10 protein-coding genes are annotated in these 14,310 nt (G+C 69.6%); 8 read left to right on the top strand and 2 right to left on the bottom strand.

All coding sequences use genetic code 11. The features are described from left to right. The first annotated feature begins 17 nt into the window (after positions 1–17). Genes ACT3S3_RS03295 through ACT3S3_RS03275 form a run of 5 tightly spaced genes read left to right on the top strand, consistent with a single transcriptional unit; the run spans position 18 to position 4,532 of the window. Positions 18–1,094 (top strand): acyltransferase family protein, encoded by a 1,077-nt coding sequence (locus tag ACT3S3_RS03295; protein ID WP_441579114.1) that lies wholly within the window; start codon positions 18–20, stop codon positions 1,092–1,094. Beyond that, entirely contained in the window at positions 1,091–1,600 is a 510-nt protein-coding gene (locus tag ACT3S3_RS03290; RefSeq protein ID WP_441579113.1) for an arsenate reductase/protein-tyrosine-phosphatase family protein, read from the top strand. Before ACT3S3_RS03295 ends, ACT3S3_RS03290 begins: the two co-directional genes overlap by 4 nt. 47 nt (positions 1,601–1,647) lie before the next feature. Next, the gene (locus tag ACT3S3_RS03285) at positions 1,648–2,775 is read left to right on the top strand and encodes an acyltransferase family protein (RefSeq protein WP_441579112.1); all 1,128 of its coding nucleotides are present in this window, start codon (positions 1,648–1,650) and stop codon (positions 2,773–2,775) included. Next, positions 2,776–3,363 carry a hypothetical protein gene (locus tag ACT3S3_RS03280; protein ID WP_301444291.1) on the top strand — a complete coding sequence of 196 codons (588 nt, stop codon included), beginning with the start codon at positions 2,776–2,778 and terminating at the stop codon, positions 3,361–3,363. It begins immediately after the preceding gene. A gap of 50 nt (positions 3,364–3,413) precedes the next feature. Beyond that, the gene (locus tag ACT3S3_RS03275; protein WP_441588176.1) at positions 3,414–4,532 is read left to right on the top strand and encodes an acyltransferase family protein; all 1,119 of its coding nucleotides are present in this window, start codon (positions 3,414–3,416) and stop codon (positions 4,530–4,532) included. A 975-nt stretch (positions 4,533–5,507) separates the two neighbouring features. On the opposite strand, the gene ACT3S3_RS03270 is transcribed toward ACT3S3_RS03275, so the two are convergent. Beyond that, positions 5,508–7,097, bottom strand: a complete 1,590-nt coding sequence (locus ACT3S3_RS03270; RefSeq protein WP_301442586.1) for a VanW family protein — start codon at positions 7,095–7,097, stop codon at positions 5,508–5,510. Positions 7,098–7,296: 199 nt separating this feature from the next. Continuing rightward, positions 7,297–8,529 carry a glycoside hydrolase family 3 N-terminal domain-containing protein gene (locus ACT3S3_RS03265; protein WP_301442585.1) on the bottom strand — a complete coding sequence of 411 codons (1,233 nt, stop codon included), beginning with the start codon at positions 8,527–8,529 and terminating at the stop codon, positions 7,297–7,299. Between the two features lie 134 nt (positions 8,530–8,663). On the opposite strand from ACT3S3_RS03265, the gene ACT3S3_RS03260 reads away from it, so the two are divergent. From ACT3S3_RS03260 to ACT3S3_RS03250, 3 genes are read left to right on the top strand one after another with little or no spacing between them, the layout of a single operon-like run. Beyond that, complete coding sequence (locus tag ACT3S3_RS03260) at positions 8,664–9,269, top strand: universal stress protein (RefSeq protein WP_301442584.1); 606 nt, start codon at positions 8,664–8,666, stop codon at positions 9,267–9,269. A 60-nt stretch (positions 9,270–9,329) separates the two neighbouring features. Next, positions 9,330–9,524 (top strand): DUF2613 domain-containing protein, encoded by a 195-nt coding sequence (locus ACT3S3_RS03255; RefSeq protein ID WP_301442583.1) that lies wholly within the window; start codon positions 9,330–9,332, stop codon positions 9,522–9,524. Between the two features lie 34 nt (positions 9,525–9,558). Further along, positions 9,559–13,218, top strand: coding sequence for an alpha-(1->3)-arabinofuranosyltransferase domain-containing protein (locus tag ACT3S3_RS03250; RefSeq protein ID WP_441588177.1), 3,660 nt, complete (start codon positions 9,559–9,561; stop codon positions 13,216–13,218). The last annotated feature ends 1,092 nt before the right edge of the window (positions 13,219–14,310 follow it).

Raw genomic sequence — 14,310 nt, 5'->3', positions numbered from 1 at the left:
CCGTAGGACGTTCCTCGATGACCTCCAACAAGATCCGGCAGGACGCTGCCGTCGCGTCGCCACGCGGCGCGCGTGCGGCGTCCCGCAATCTCCCGGTCGACACGCTTCGCGGCGTCGCCTGCCTGTTCCTGGTGACCTTCCACGTCATCGGCTACAACGCCGCCGACGGCATCCAGGTCGGCGACGACAGCGCGCTGCGCTACTACACCGACTCCGTCGACTACCTGCGCATGCCGCTGTTCACGCTGCTCGCCGGGCTGGTGTACGCCTGGCGTCCACTCACCGACGTGTCCGGCTACCGCTCCTTCATGGGCAAGAAGGCCCGCCGGCTGCTGGTGCCCTACGTGATCTTCGTGCCCGCCATCGGGCTGACGCAGGTGTACCTGACCGGCACGAACTCCTCCCGGGACCTCGACCCGGTGCACTGGCTGCTGTACTCGCTGAGCCCCTACTGGTTCCTGCTCACCACCTTCTGGCTCTTCGCCGTGGTCGCGCTGCTGGACTCGCGCCGGCTGCTGTCCACGCGCCTCAACTTCGCCCTGCTGTTCACCGCCTCGCTGGTCGTGGTGGTGCTGACCCAGACCGAGTACTTCCGCTTCCTGCAGCTGGGCCAGACGCTGACCCTCGCCCCGTTCTTCCTCGCCGGCGTGGCGCTGACCCGCTTCTCGTTGATCCCCGCCAACCGTGCCGTCCTGGCCGGCTGCACCGTGCTGCTGGTGGTCGTGGCCGTGGCCGTGCAGTTCTCCCTGGCCGGCGCGTTCCCGGGCATCGACGGCGCCTTCGACTCCCGCCACAGCCTGGTGGGCATCGCCCTGGGTATCCTGTTCCCCCTGGTCTTCCTCGGCTGGAAACTCGCCGACCGCCGGCTGGCCTGGATCGGCGGCTACTCCTCGGGCATCTTCCTACTGCACTCCTTCGCCATCGGCGCCTGCCGCGCGGTGGCCTCGGCGGCGGGCGTGACCTCGGTCCCGGTACTGTTCGTGGCCCTGACCGTCGGCGGGGTGGGCCTGTCCATCCTGGGCGTTGTCGTGCTGCGCAAGTTCCGCGTGGGCCGGGTCGTTCTCGGCGAGAAGGCAGGAGGGACGAGACGATGAACGTGCTGTTCGTCTGCACCGGCAACATCTGCCGCTCCCCGGTGGCCGAGTACCTGCTGCGCGACGGCCTCGACCGGAACTCCGGCGTCACCGTGACCAGCGCCGGAACGTCCGGCATGACCGGCTACCCGATGGACCCGCGCTCCCTGGAGTACCTCGCCGGGCGCGGCGTGGACGGTTCCGGCTTCACCGCCCGGCGCGTCGACCGGCACGTGCTGAAGGACGCCGACCTGGTCGTCGGCCTGGAGAAGTCCCACGTGGACCACTGCCTGCGCCTCGCCCCGGCGATGCTCAAGCGCACCTTCCGGCTGCACCAGCTCGCCGAGTGGCACCGCGGCGGCGAGCTGACGTCCCTGACCCAGCTCCCCCACCAGCGCAACCGGCTGCCGCGGGTGACCCACGACCACACCGACCCGGTGGGTTTCTCCTCCACCGGGGACTACGACCGTCTGCTCGACGACGTCGCCGCCGACGTCAGCGCCGTCGTCGACCTCCTCTCCCACTAGAACACCCCACCGACACCCCACCACCCTCTCCCCCGCTAGGAGCCCCCATGCCGCCCCTCACACGGCTCACCTGGATCGACACGGTCAAGGGCATCGCCGTGATCCTCGTCGTCCTCTACCACGCGGTCGCCCTCGCCGAACCGAAGTCCTGGTCCGGCGACCAGCTCTCCATGTTCACCTCCGCGCTGCTGACCGTGCGCATGCCCCTGTTCTTCGCGATGTCCGGGTTCTTCTTCCTGCGCCGGGTGGACCGGCCGTGGGCCTGGCAGCTGCGCAACCGCATCGGCCCGTTCCTGTGGCTGTTCGTCGTGTGGACGGCGGTGTGGCTGCTGGTCTTCCAGTTCCTGCCCGTCGAGCGCAACGGCGGCACGGACGTCCGCCAGTTCGTCCTGCTGTTCGTGGACCCCTCGATCGGCCCGTGGTACATCTACGCCCTGGCGATCTACTTCGTGGTGGTCAAGCTGATGCGTCCGCTGCCGGTGTGGCTGCAGTTCGTGATCGGCGCGGCGGTGTCCCTGCCGGTGGCCTGCGGTTTCCTCACGGTCGACTCGTGGGTGTGGACCTCGCTGCTCACCCACTTCATCACCTTCCAGATCGGTGCACTCGGCAACCGGGCGTTGACGTCCATGGCCGGCCGGGCGAACGTGTGGTGGCTGCTGGGACTCGGCGCGGCGTGGGGCGCCGGCACCGCGGCCCTGTTCTTCGTGGGCCTGGGGCTGGACAACCTGGCGCGTATCCCGGTGACCCTGCTGGGTATGGCGATGGGCGTGACCGCGGCGGTGCTGATCGACCGGCACGCCTCGGGCCTGCGCCTGGCGTGGGTCGGCAAGAACACCCTGCCGATCTACCTGCTGCACATCCCGCTGCTGGGCGTGTTCTACAGCGTCGACCTCGACCTGCCCTCCACCACACCGGTGGCCGTGGGTGTGCCACTGCTCGGCACCGCACTGACCGTGGTGGTCGCACTGCTGATCTGGCGGGTGATCCGCGGGATCCCCGGTGTCTTCATCGTCCCGTGGACCGGCGAGGGCGCGAACACGCGCACCGCGCGTAAGTCCCCGACTGCGCAGACCGGGCAGGACGCCCCGGCATCCGACGCTGCGTCCGACGCGGCGCCGGCGCCGCAGCGTCCTGACCGGGAGGGCAGCGGGCAGCTGCCGGTGGGGAACTCCTGAATGCCCCGCCCACGTCCCCGCACACATCTGCGCCCCCGCACCACGGGGGCCCACGCGCGTGCGGTGGGCGTCCTGCTGCTGGCGTTCCTGCTGTGCCTGTGGGGGTTCTTCGCCCTGACGAAGATCTACCTGCCGCGCCTCGACCCGCTGCCGGCGGACGTCGACGTGCTCATGCAGGTCGGCGGCGCCGCACCGTCCGATGCGCTCGCCGCCCGGCAACTCGCCCAGGAGCAGGGCATCTCCGACCTGGTGATCTCCGACCCCACCGGCGTGCAACGCTTCCACGACGCCTGGTGCGCCCCGCTGGAGGGCGTGCGCGTGCACTGCTTCGCCCCCGAGCCCTCCACCACCCGCGGGGAGGCCCGGGAGTTCGCCGACCTTGCCGAGGACAACGGCTGGGAGTCCGCCATGGTGCTGTCCACCGGGCGTGAACACGTCGAACGCGTCCGCCTGTACTTCGAACGGTGCTGGGACGGTGACCTCTCCGTGAACCGTCCCGAGAGCCCGCGCTCCGTGGTCAACCACCTCAAGCAGGCCGTCTACCAGACCGCCGGCTGGGGCCGCGCGATGAAGACCCTCGACTGCTGAAGGCCTCCCCCCACACACCCCGCACCCCCTCACACACCCCAAGGATCCACATGTCAGCCCGTACTCTCTCCTCGCCGTCCTCACCACCCTCCCGCGTCACCTGGATAGACACCGTCAAGGGTGCGGCGATCCTCCTCGTCGTTCTCATGCACGTCGCCACCGCCGCCGTCGACCAGTCCTGGTACGACCCGCGCGTGCTGGACGCCATGTCCCCGCTGCGCACCGTACGCATGCCCCTGTTCTTCGCCATGGCCGGCTACTTCTTCCTGCGCCGCGTCGACCGGCCCTGGCCGTGGCAGGTGCAGAACCGCCTCGGGCCGTTCCTGTGGCTGTTCCTGCTGTGGAGCGCCCTGTGGGCCCTGAGCGCCCAGGTGTTCCCCTGGAACGACAGCTACGACACCCTCCTGCGCATCCTCGAGGTGCCGATCGACCCCACGTACGGCCCGTGGTTCATCTACGCCCTGGCCATCTACTACGCCGCCGTGAAGCTGATGCGCCCGCTGCCGCTGTGGCTGCAGTTCGGGATCGGCGCCGTGGTGTCCCTGCCGGTCGCGTTCGGGTGGCTGGGCATCGACAACTTCGCCTGGGAGCGCACGCTCACCCACTTCCTGGTCTTCCAGTTCGGCGTCTACGGCCACCGGGTGATCGCCGCGGTCGCCGGACGTGCCAGCGTACTGCTGCTCGTCGCCGTGGGCGGGGTGTGGGCCGCGGGCATCGCCGGGGTCACCGTGACCGGTATCGGCCTGACGTCGGTGTGCTGGCTGCCGCTGACCGTGCTGGGCATGGCCACCGGCATCATCGCCGCCACCCTCATCGCCCGGTACCTGCCGTGGCTGCACCTGGACTGGTTCGGACGCAACACCCTGCCGGTGTACCTGCTGCACCTGCCCGTCATCGGCGTGCTGCTCACCGCGGACCCGCAGCTGACCTCCACCCCGCTGACCGCCGCGGGCGGCACCGTGGTGCTCACCGTGCTCACCGTGGCCGGCACCCTGCTGGTCTGGCGGGTGCTGCGCCCGGTGCCGGGACTGTTCATCGCCCCGTGGCCCGGCGAGGGAGCGAACACGCGTCCGGCGAAGGCCACAGGGGCCTCAGGGAAGTCAGGGGCCCCGGCGTCCCGGCATCCTGCAGACGACGCCCCGGTTACCGGCTCATTTCCCCGAACTTGAAGGATCATGTCAGGAAAATGAGCTAAGCATATACTTGGAGAAGTTCCACCCCCGGAAGAACTTTCCCGTCGGCCCCGTAACGATTGCTCCGGAAAAACGATAGTACGTCTGCACTGGAAGAATGCTGTCAATTTCCTTGGGGGGATCGTTGACGGTGGCCATGTGGCCACCCCCAGAGCCCGTTTCCTGCCGTTGCAGATGACCAACTGGCCTGCCTATCTTCTTGGCACGCCAGCGACGAGCGGCCGGGCCCCCCGGTTCTCTCCTCGAACGCAGGTGGACGGGCATGTCCGACAACGGTGTCTCTCAGCGTCTCTAGCCGTGGACGTCCCCGCCCCACCTCACCCCGGCCGCCGCCGCTGGCTCCTCAACTCAACAGCCGTCCACGCCCTCCCCGGGCACCGCACCCCTCAACGCCCACGCCGCACCGCTCTCTCCTCTCCTCTCCAGGTGCCGCGCGTGGAAACCGCCCGGGACCTCTCCTATAAATGGTCGTCGACGGCACATGAGAACGAGAACGATCGGGCCCGCCCCCGGAATTCCCTTCCGGTGGCGGGCCCGACCGTGTGCGGGGACGGCTGCTGGATACAGGGGCGAAGATCGAGCGTGGGATGGCTGAACCCGGGGATTCAAACACCCCACGCTCGATCTTGGCCCCTCACCGCGCCACCCACCACGGCGCTGGAGCCACCACGTCCGGGGACTTGACCGCCCATCCCCTCCCCAGGGCAGAAAAAAGGGGCCCGCGGGTGGCTGAATGCCACGCGCAGGCCCCGGAAAAAGAGCGGAAAATCAGGTCACAGACCGCCGAGCAGCAGGTGAAGAAGATCGCCGACGATACCGACAAGACCAGAAACAAGACCCATGATAGTTCTCCTTATGAGGGGTTGCCCCCGGCATTCCCGAGGACTGCCTACAAATCTAGAACTACCATGTAACCGGTCAGTTTCCTGCGCGCTACGGTCCGGTTAGAACTCAGTCCGAGCAGGTCACGATCGGTGCCGGGTCGTAGACCGTGGTCGTGGTGTCCCGCGAGACCACCGCGCCGCCCAGGTCACGCACGGTCCGGGTGTCGGTCACCGTGAAACCACGCGCGCCCGAGGACGGCGAGCAGTTGTCGCCGGAGAGCTCGATGCGCTCCGGGTCGGTGAAGTTCGTGCGCTCACCGGTGTCGGAGGAGACGTCGACCTCCTTCACCCCGCGGATGTCCACGGTCAGTGAACTGGAGTCCGCACTGGCCTCGATGAGCACCGGGGTGTCGAAGGTGTTCTTGAACTGCAGGTCGATCGCGCCCTCGAAGACCGTCGCCTCGCGTCCGGCCGGGTAGCGGCTGATGTAGTAGGAGTGCGGCGTGTGCGCCACGTCCTCCATCCCGGCGAAGTAGGAGGCGTTGTAGAGGGTGGTGGCGAACTGGCTGATGCCGCCGCCGACGGCGGTGTCGGCGTGACCGTCCTGGATGATGCCGGCGTCCACGTAGCCCTGGGCCTCGCCACGCGGGCCGGTGTAGCCGTTGAGGCTGAAGGTCTCCCCGGGCAGCACCACGGCCCCGTCGACCTGCTCGGCGACACGTCGGATGTTCACCCCGGAGTCGTCGGCGAAGCCGCCGGAGGTGAAGGTGCCGACCACGTCGTCGAAGCTGGCACGCTGCGCCATCTCGGTGGTGTAGGTGGCCTTCTCGTCCTCGTAGGTGACCTCGTGACGGCGCTCGTCGGTGTCGAGCAGCTTGTCCTCGACGGGGTCGAGGGTCTTCTCCCAGTCGATGGTCACCCCGTCCTGCGAGGGGGTGACCTGCACGTCGCGCCCGTTGATGTTGAAGCCGGCGTCGCGGTACTCCACCTCGGTGGAGCCGAGCTGGGCGTCGAGGATCTCCTCGGCGGCGTCGCGGTTCCAGTCCACGCGGAAGTCGCCGTCCTCGGGCACGAAGGTGACGATGCGCCCCATGTCCCCCGGACGCAGCACACCGTCGGTGTCGTCACGTCCGGCGAAGACCACGTCACCGTTGGTGACCTTGTCGACGACCTCGGTGACGGCCTCGTCGGCGGCGTCGCGCCGGACGTCGGCCTGGGTGACGTCGGCGTCGACGCTGACCTCGCGCTGGTCGTTGAGCCAGTGGTCGCGGACCTGTTCGCGCAGCTCACCGGAGTCGACGGCCTGGCCGGGCACGTCGTCGGTGATGTCGGCGGCGCCACGGTCGTCGATGGCCAGCGCGGCGTTCTCCGGGTCGCGGGTGAGGTCCTGCTCCACGCGCGTGAGGGTGTTGTCGAGCAGCTCGTCGTTGTAGGCGCTCACGGTGCCGACCTCACGCTGCTCGAAGAAGCTCATCACCCGGGTTACCGGGTTCAGCGGCTGCTGGCCGGCCTGGTCGATCGTGGCCGCCCAGTCCACCGACAGTCCCGACTTCGCGGGGTCGATGCTGGTGGACATCTCGCCGGCGGTGACCTCCACCGGGGCGCGGACGCCCTCGGCGAGCTGGTTCCTCAGCCGGGCCTCGGCCTGGTCCTTGGACATCGAGCCCACATCGACCCCGCCGACGGTCACACCGCGGGGCACGTTGCCCTCGGTCATGATCAGGTCGGTGGCGTAGAGGATCCCACCGATGCCGACGATGCCGGCGACGGTCCACACCGGCCACAGCCGACGCTTGCGCCGGTGCGTCGTGGCCTCGGGGGTGTTGTCGTTCGGGTTGCTACTGCTCACGCCCTTCACAATAACCGGAGATTATCCTGAGGCGGAACCTGAGGCGGCAAAAACCTCACCCCGGACCTCACACAGAGCACAGCCGTTCGGCGGCCTCCTCCAGCCGCGCCCGGTCGAGGTCGCCGGACTCCACGGCGGCGACGAGGCCGTCGACGGTCGCCGGGACGTCCGCCGCGGTGGACGTCAGCGGTGCGTCCGCCCCGGCGTTCAGCGCCGCGACCACGGCCTCCGGGCCGGAGTGCAGGTCGGTGATGGCCTGCATGCCGGTGAGGTCGTCGGTGAAGACGACGCCATCGAAACCGGGGCTGGAACCGGGGCCGGAACCGTCCAGCCCGTCGCGCATCGCCGTGTACGCCGCCGGGTTCAGCGAGGACGGCGTGTCCGCGCCGAGGACGTCGCCGGCGTCCAGCCCGGGGGTCTGCATGTGCCCGACCATCACGGCCACTCCGGGGATCTGCCACAGCTCGGCGAAAGGTGCGAGGTCGGCGCCCATCTCCTCGATGGGCGGGGTGGTGACGGTGCCCTCGTGGGAGTCGCCGGTGGCGTGGCCGTGACCGGGGAAGTGCTTGATCACCGGGGTCACGTCGGCGTCGAGCAGGCCGTCGACGGCGGCGCGCCCGTAGTCGGTGACGACCTGCGGGTCGTCGGAGAACGCCCGGTCACCGATGGCGTTGTCGCTGATCGACTCCCCGCCGGCGAGGTCCACCACCGGGGCGAAGTCCATGGTGATGCCCAGGTCGTGCATCTTGCGCCCGTGCTCGGCGAAGACCCCACGGACCTCCTCCGGGCTCAGGGTGTCCGCCAGTTCGCGGGCGGCCGGCAGCTCGCCGATGATCTCGCCGAGGCGTTGGACCTGGCCGCCCTCCTCGTCGACGGAGACGGTCAGCTCCCCGCCGGCGGCCGCGGCACGCTCCTTGAGTGCGGTGACGCTGCGCTCCGGGTCGCCCTGCCCGTCGAGCATGGACAGGTCGGTGGACGAGCCGATGAACATGTGGCGCACCCCGGCGTCGACGGCCGCCGCGGCGTCGTCGAAGCCGACGACACCGACGGCGAGGGTGGACGCCGCCAGCTGCGCCACGTCCTGTTCACCGTCCACGCAGGACGTCCCGGCGTCCGTACCGTCCTGCGCGTCCGGTTCCTCCGCGCCGGACGTGCCGGACGCCGCGGCGGAGGTGGGCGCCGCCGCGGTGGTCCCGGCACTGTCGGCGTCCTGCGAGGAGCACGCCGCGGTGCCGAGCGCGAGCGCGCCGGTGGCGGCGAGGGCGAGGACGGTGACTGGGGTGCGTCGGACAGCGCTCACGGGTGGGCCTCAGGCTCTCTGGATCGTCGTGGGATCGTCGGGGCGGGGGCACGGCGAAGTGTTTGCCAGGGAATTTACGGTTTCTTCACCACCGTGCCGCCATATCGCACCCCGACCGTACTACGCTCGGGGCCATGGCTAGCGAATCCAGCACAGAGACAGTCGGCACGCTCGGGTCGTTCGAGGGCGACACCGTACTCATCGCCTTCGACGGCTCCGACGAGGCCCGCGGGGCGATCGAGTACGCCGGGCGGTTCCTGTCGACCCGCAACATCTACATCCTCACCGTCTGGGAGCCGATCCACCGTCAGGCGGCCCGCACCGCCGGCATGAGCGGCATGATGCAGCACGACTGGTCCTCGGTCACCGACGACACCGAGGACCCCGCCTACTCCGACGCGGTGGCGATCTGCCGCGAGGGCGTCTCCCTCGCCGAGGCGCAGGGCTTCACCACCGAGCCCTTCCTGGTGGAGTCGGCGACGGCGATCTGGAGTGCGATCGTGGACGCCGCCCGTGAGCTCGACGTGAGCATCATCGTGGCCGGTTCCCGCGCGCTGAGCGGGTGGCGTTCGCTGCTGCAGTCCAGCGTGTCCGACAGCCTGGTCAAGCACGCCGGGCGCCCGGTGCTCATCGTCCCGCCCGTCGAGGACGAGGACGAGGACGGCACCGACACGGCGGACTCCGCCGACTCCGCCGACACGGCCTCCGACGCGGGTTCGGGCGACGCGCCGACCAGGTAGTATCATCTGGTGAATATCGCCGCCGCCCCACACGCCTCCGACCCACTGACGGGATAACCCATGCCGACCGAGACCGACTCCCAGCCCCGCCGCACGCTCGGCCCCGCCGTCGCCTCCGCCGTCGTCGGCGTCGTGCTCGGTGGTGCCGCGGCCCTGTTCGCCGGCAGCATCGCGGACTCCTCCGACCTGCCGTCGAACCAGATCGCGGTGGACGACGCGGTGATGGGCTCCATCCAGTACGGCGAGCGCCGCTAGCGGCCGCCGAACGATACAGACGATACCGACAGGTGTGACGCTCTCCCGCCGCGGCTGGGGCCTCGCCGGCCTCCTCTGGCTGGTGGTGGCCCTGCTCCAGGGACCGGGGCTGACCGTCGCCGACACCAAGCACGACCTCACGGCCGACCCGTGGGGTTTCCTCTCGCAGGCGCTGTCGCCGTGGACGGATGTCTTCCCGCTGGGCCAGCTGCAGAACCAGGCCTACGGCTACCTCTTCCCCCAGGGCCTGTTCTTCGCCCTGCTGGACCCCCTGCCCGACTGGGTGACGCAACGGCTGTGGTGGGCACTGCTGCTGTTCCTCGCCTTCGCCGGGGCACTCAAACTCCTGGAGGCCACGGCCACCGGGTCGCGCCTGTCACGCCTGGTGGCGGCGGTGCTCTTCGCGTTGAGCCCGCGCATCCTGACCACGCTGGGGGCGATCTCCTCGGAGGCGTGGACGGTGGCGCTGGTGCCGTGGATCATGCTGCCGGTGGTGCGGATCCTGGTGGCGGGCCCACGTCCGACGAGCCGGCGGGTCGCCGCCGCGGCGCTCGGCTCGGCCGTGGCGGTGCTGTGTCTGGGGGCGATCAACGCGGTGGCCACGCTGGCCGCGGTGGTGCCGGCGGTGCTGTGGTGGCTGGCGCAGGGGGTGTTCGCCGGTGGCGCGGGGGCCGCGGTGCGCCGCCGGACGGCCTGGCGTTTCGCCGCCTGGTGGATTCCCGGCGGTGTCCTGGCCTGCTTCTGGTGGGTCGGCCCGCTGCTGATCCTGGGCCGCTACTCCCCGCCGTTCACCGACTACATCGAGGCCGCGGGACTGACCACGCACTGGTTCAACCTGGGTGAGGTGCTGCGCGGCACCACGAGCTGGACGGCGTTCCTGTCGACCGAGCGTGAGGCGGGTTTCGCGCTGGCCACCGAGGCGGTCTTCGTCGCGGCGACGCTGGCCGTGGCGCTGCTGGGGCTGGCAGGTCTGGCGCGCGGCGGCTTCGCACGCGGTGCCACCCGTACGCGTCCGATGCCCTTCGCCGGCACGTGGCTGCTGATGCTGGGCGCCGGCGTGCTGGTGTTCGGCGTGGCAGCCTCCCCGTTCTCCCCGGTCGCCGGCCCCGTCCAGAGTTTCCTGGACGGTGCGGGTGCGCCGCTGCGCAACCTGCACAAGTTCGACGCCCTGGTGCACCTGCCGTTGATCGCGGGGTTCGCCCACCTGCTCGGCGGGCTGGACGTCCCGCGTGAGCGTGCGGCGTGGCTGCGTCCGGAGCACAACCGGCCGGTGGTGGCGTGCACGACGGTGGCGCTGGTGGTGGCGGTGGCGTGCGCGCCGGCGTGGACCGGACGCCTGGTGCCGGAGGACGGTTTCCGGCAGGTCCCGGGGTACTGGCAGCAGGCCGCGGACTGGCTCAACGACCCGGCCAACGGTGCGGCGGACTCGCGCACGATGATCCTCCCGGAGGCCCGCACCGCCCGTCAGACGTGGGGCAACACCCGCGACGAGCCGGCGCAGGCGCTGCTGGACGTCCCCTGGGTGGTGCGCGACGCGGTGCCGTTGGTGCCGCCGGAGGCGATCCGTGGGTTGGACGGCCTGCAGCGCGAGGTCGTCGCCGAGGGTGCGTCCGGGGCGAACCCGGCGCTGGCGGACGCGATGGCGCAGCAGGGTGTGGGCTTCGTGCTGGTGCGCACCGACCTGGCGCGTACCGCGGACACCCCCGGTGCCCGGGCCGTCCTGCGCACGCTCACCGACTCCGCGGCGTCCGACGGTTTCAGCGAGGTCGCCGACTTCGGCGACGGAGGCGGCGGTGACGGCGACATCAGGATCTTCCGGGTGGACGGTACAGGCGGCACAGACGCCGCTGCGTCCGGCCCGCGTGTGGTCGACGCCGGGGACCTGGAGGTCACCGCCGGTGGGCCGGAGGTGCTGCCGCGCCTGGCGGCGGCCGACGCCGCGGCCGGACGTTCCCCGCGCGACCGGATCCTGCGCCAGGATCTGCCGGACGGTTCGGCGGACGACGAGCCGGCCGTGGACACGGTGACCGACACCCCGGCCCTGCGCGAGCACAACTACGGCAACGTCGTCGGCGCGGAGTCCGACATCCGCTCCGTCGACGACGCGCGCGACACCCGCAACCCCGCCCGCGACTACCCCACCGGCCTCGACGACTCCGAGCTCACGCAGGTCCGCGAGAGCAACGGGAGGATCACGGCGAGCTCCTCGGCGTCCGACCCGACGTCGCTCGGCGGGGCGCAGGCGTACTCCGGGCCGTCCGCCGCGGTCGACGGGGTCACCGAGACCGCGTGGCGTCCGGGCACCGGCTCGCCGATCAACCAGACGCTGACCCTCGACCTGGCCCGCCCGGTGTCGCAGATGTCGTTGGAGGCCCGCGCCGCCGGAAGCCCGGTGCGGGTGCAGGCCACCACGTACCTCGACGGGGACACCGTGGCCTCGACGACGATGCTCATCCCCGGCTACCGCGAGGCCGACGACTCCGACCGTCCGCTGGTGCTGCCCAGCGGGGAAGCCGACCGGGTGGAGCTGCGCATCGTCGGCTCGTGGGGCGATCCGGGGCTCGGGGAGATCACCCTGACCGAGATGGCCAGCGGGCAGGACGTGACGCCACGCCGCGACATCGTCGTCCCCGCCGGCGCTGCCGGTATTGATGGTGCTGGTGTTCCCGACCGGTGGGTGCTGGGCCAGGAGATCTACGAGTTCGAGCTGCGCCGCACCGTCACCGTGCCGGACGCCGGTGCGCCGGTGACCGTGCAGGTGGACTCCGACCGCTGCGCCGCCGGCGAGGACACCGTGAGCAGCATCGACGGGGTCCCGGTCGCCTGCGGGGACACCGTGCAGCTCGACGCCGGCGAGCACGAGGTCCGCAGCCGGGACCGGTGGATCGCCCTGAATAGGCAGGACGGGGCCACGACGCAGGACGCTGCGGCGTCCGGAGACAGTACAGCGTCCGGCGACCGGGTCGTGGTGACGTCCACCGCCGTCAACGACGGCCGCACCGCCGAGCTCGACGGCACTGCGCTGGACTCGGTGACGGTGAACGGCTGGCAGCAGGGTTGGGTGGTGCCCGCCGGGCTGGCCGACGACATGAGCGATGAGGAGATCACCGCCGCTCTCGACGTGCACTTCACCGCCACCGACACCTACCAGCGCTGGTTGGGTGCCGGCCTGCTCGGGGCGCTGGTGCTGCTGCTGGGGTGGGTGGCCGCACTGTGGACGGCACGGCGGCACGGCTCCCGGGCCGGCGTCAACGGCAGCCCTGCGGCGAGCACCACGGGCGATGTCTCCATCGACGCCCCGACGGGTCGTCCGCATCCTCTGGCCCGTGGCCTTCTGGTCGGAGCCGGTGTGCTGGCGCTCTCCGCCGTACTCGGCGGTGTGGCGGGCGTGGGCGCGGCCGTGGCGACCATGGCCGTCAGTCTGGCGGGTCCTGCCCTGGTCAACCGCCTGCCAGCGTCGGGAGTGTGGCCCACTGTGCGCCGAGTCGTGCACTGGGTAAGCCGTCCGACGGCGCTGGCGATGGTGTTGGGCGGGATTGCCACGGCCCTGATGGTCCGCTCCCCGTGGGGCGGCGGTGACTACGCCGGCTACTCCTGGACGGTGCAGCTGCTGTTCCTCGCCTGCCTCACCGCCACCGCCTGCGGGCAGATCCCCGTCAAGCAGCCTCACCATCGGGGCGCGCCACCTACGTGATGGCTACTTGATAGCTACTTGATAGGTCGGATGACAAGTAGCCTCCCACCGTGACCTGCGACGACAGTTCTACTTGATAGCTACTTGATAGATCTATCAAGTAGGATCCGGAAGCGCCTACGCAGTGACGCCGCCCATCTGGAACTGCAGCGCGCTCCCACGAGCCTCTGTATCCCGACAAAGGATCAAGCCAGAACAGTCACCACCCCGCTGGTCCCGACGGCGCCACTCTCTGACCCGCCATGTCGACACCACCATGGTGTCGCCGGGGAGTGAAAAGCGACTTGTCCCAACTCCGCCAAGTACACCAGCGCAGATACCCGAGTTCATGACTCAGGCAACGACGGTTGAGCATCTCCTGCGCGGCACCCGCCATTGCCACCGTGAGCCGGCCGGTGACCCCTACCGTGCCGTTCACGCCCAAGACAGAGATCAGATCGATGTAGAACTGTGATGATATTCTCCTGGCTTTTATCCCGTAGCGTTCGATACGATAACTTCAAGACTTTCACGAGGAACACTCCCGTCGAAGTCAGCCGCAGGATCTCCGCGGCGGCGGTGAGCATCACCGCAACCGCTGCCCCTCGACCTAGCAGCAATGACCCCGACCATCCCGTGACAAACGCAAGTCAACCGCGGACCGATGGATATTCCGCTCGGCAATCAGATCGCAGAATTTCCGATCCCTTAAAGAACGGGCACAATGAGTTCACTACTACTCGCACTGTTGGGTACGCTGATAACACTGCCCCCAGTGATAGTGCTCATCATCTGGAGCAGAAAGAAGAGGTCTCGACGTGATAACCCAGGCGATGTACCGAAGATGAATTTCTTCGACGACTGGGTTGGTGGACCTACTCCGCCAAGGCACTTCGAGGTAGGCCAGCCTTTTCCGGAGAAAATCGAAGAGACCCGGGAACGAGAATGATAAGATCAGCTAGACCGTCACACGACGAGACCAGGTTCCACTGGCCGGCGCAGCTTACTTAAACTGAATGTACAGTGCCCCTATTTTCGCCCCTGTTTTCGTCAATCCCCAAGCCAACCGACGGCTGGACGTGACAGGCAACATTATATTCGCTAACTAGAGAG

Source organism: Corynebacterium sp. AOP40-4SA-5, assembly GCF_052377355.1.
Classification (GTDB): domain Bacteria; phylum Actinomycetota; class Actinomycetes; order Mycobacteriales; family Mycobacteriaceae; genus Corynebacterium.
This window is presented reverse-complemented; position numbering and strand designations above follow the sequence as displayed.

Excerpts from the sequence above, each read along its gene's own strand:
- ACT3S3_RS03290 (WP_441579113.1), top strand. The coding sequence starts at position 1,091 with ATGAACGTGCTGTTCGTCTGCACCGGCAACATCTGCCGCTCCCCGGTG.
- ACT3S3_RS03295 (WP_441579114.1), top strand. The coding sequence starts at position 18 with ATGACCTCCAACAAGATCCGGCAGGACGCTGCCGTCGCGTCGCCACGC.
- ACT3S3_RS03280 (WP_301444291.1), top strand. The coding sequence starts at position 2,776 with ATGCCCCGCCCACGTCCCCGCACACATCTGCGCCCCCGCACCACGGGG.
- ACT3S3_RS03270 (WP_301442586.1), bottom strand. The coding sequence starts at position 7,097 with ATGACCGAGGGCAACGTGCCCCGCGGTGTGACCGTCGGCGGGGTCGAT.
- ACT3S3_RS03285 (WP_441579112.1), top strand. The coding sequence starts at position 1,648 with ATGCCGCCCCTCACACGGCTCACCTGGATCGACACGGTCAAGGGCATC.
- ACT3S3_RS03255 (WP_301442583.1), top strand. The coding sequence starts at position 9,330 with ATGCCGACCGAGACCGACTCCCAGCCCCGCCGCACGCTCGGCCCCGCC.
- ACT3S3_RS03275 (WP_441588176.1), top strand. The coding sequence starts at position 3,414 with ATGTCAGCCCGTACTCTCTCCTCGCCGTCCTCACCACCCTCCCGCGTC.
- ACT3S3_RS03260 (WP_301442584.1), top strand. The coding sequence starts at position 8,664 with ATGGCTAGCGAATCCAGCACAGAGACAGTCGGCACGCTCGGGTCGTTC.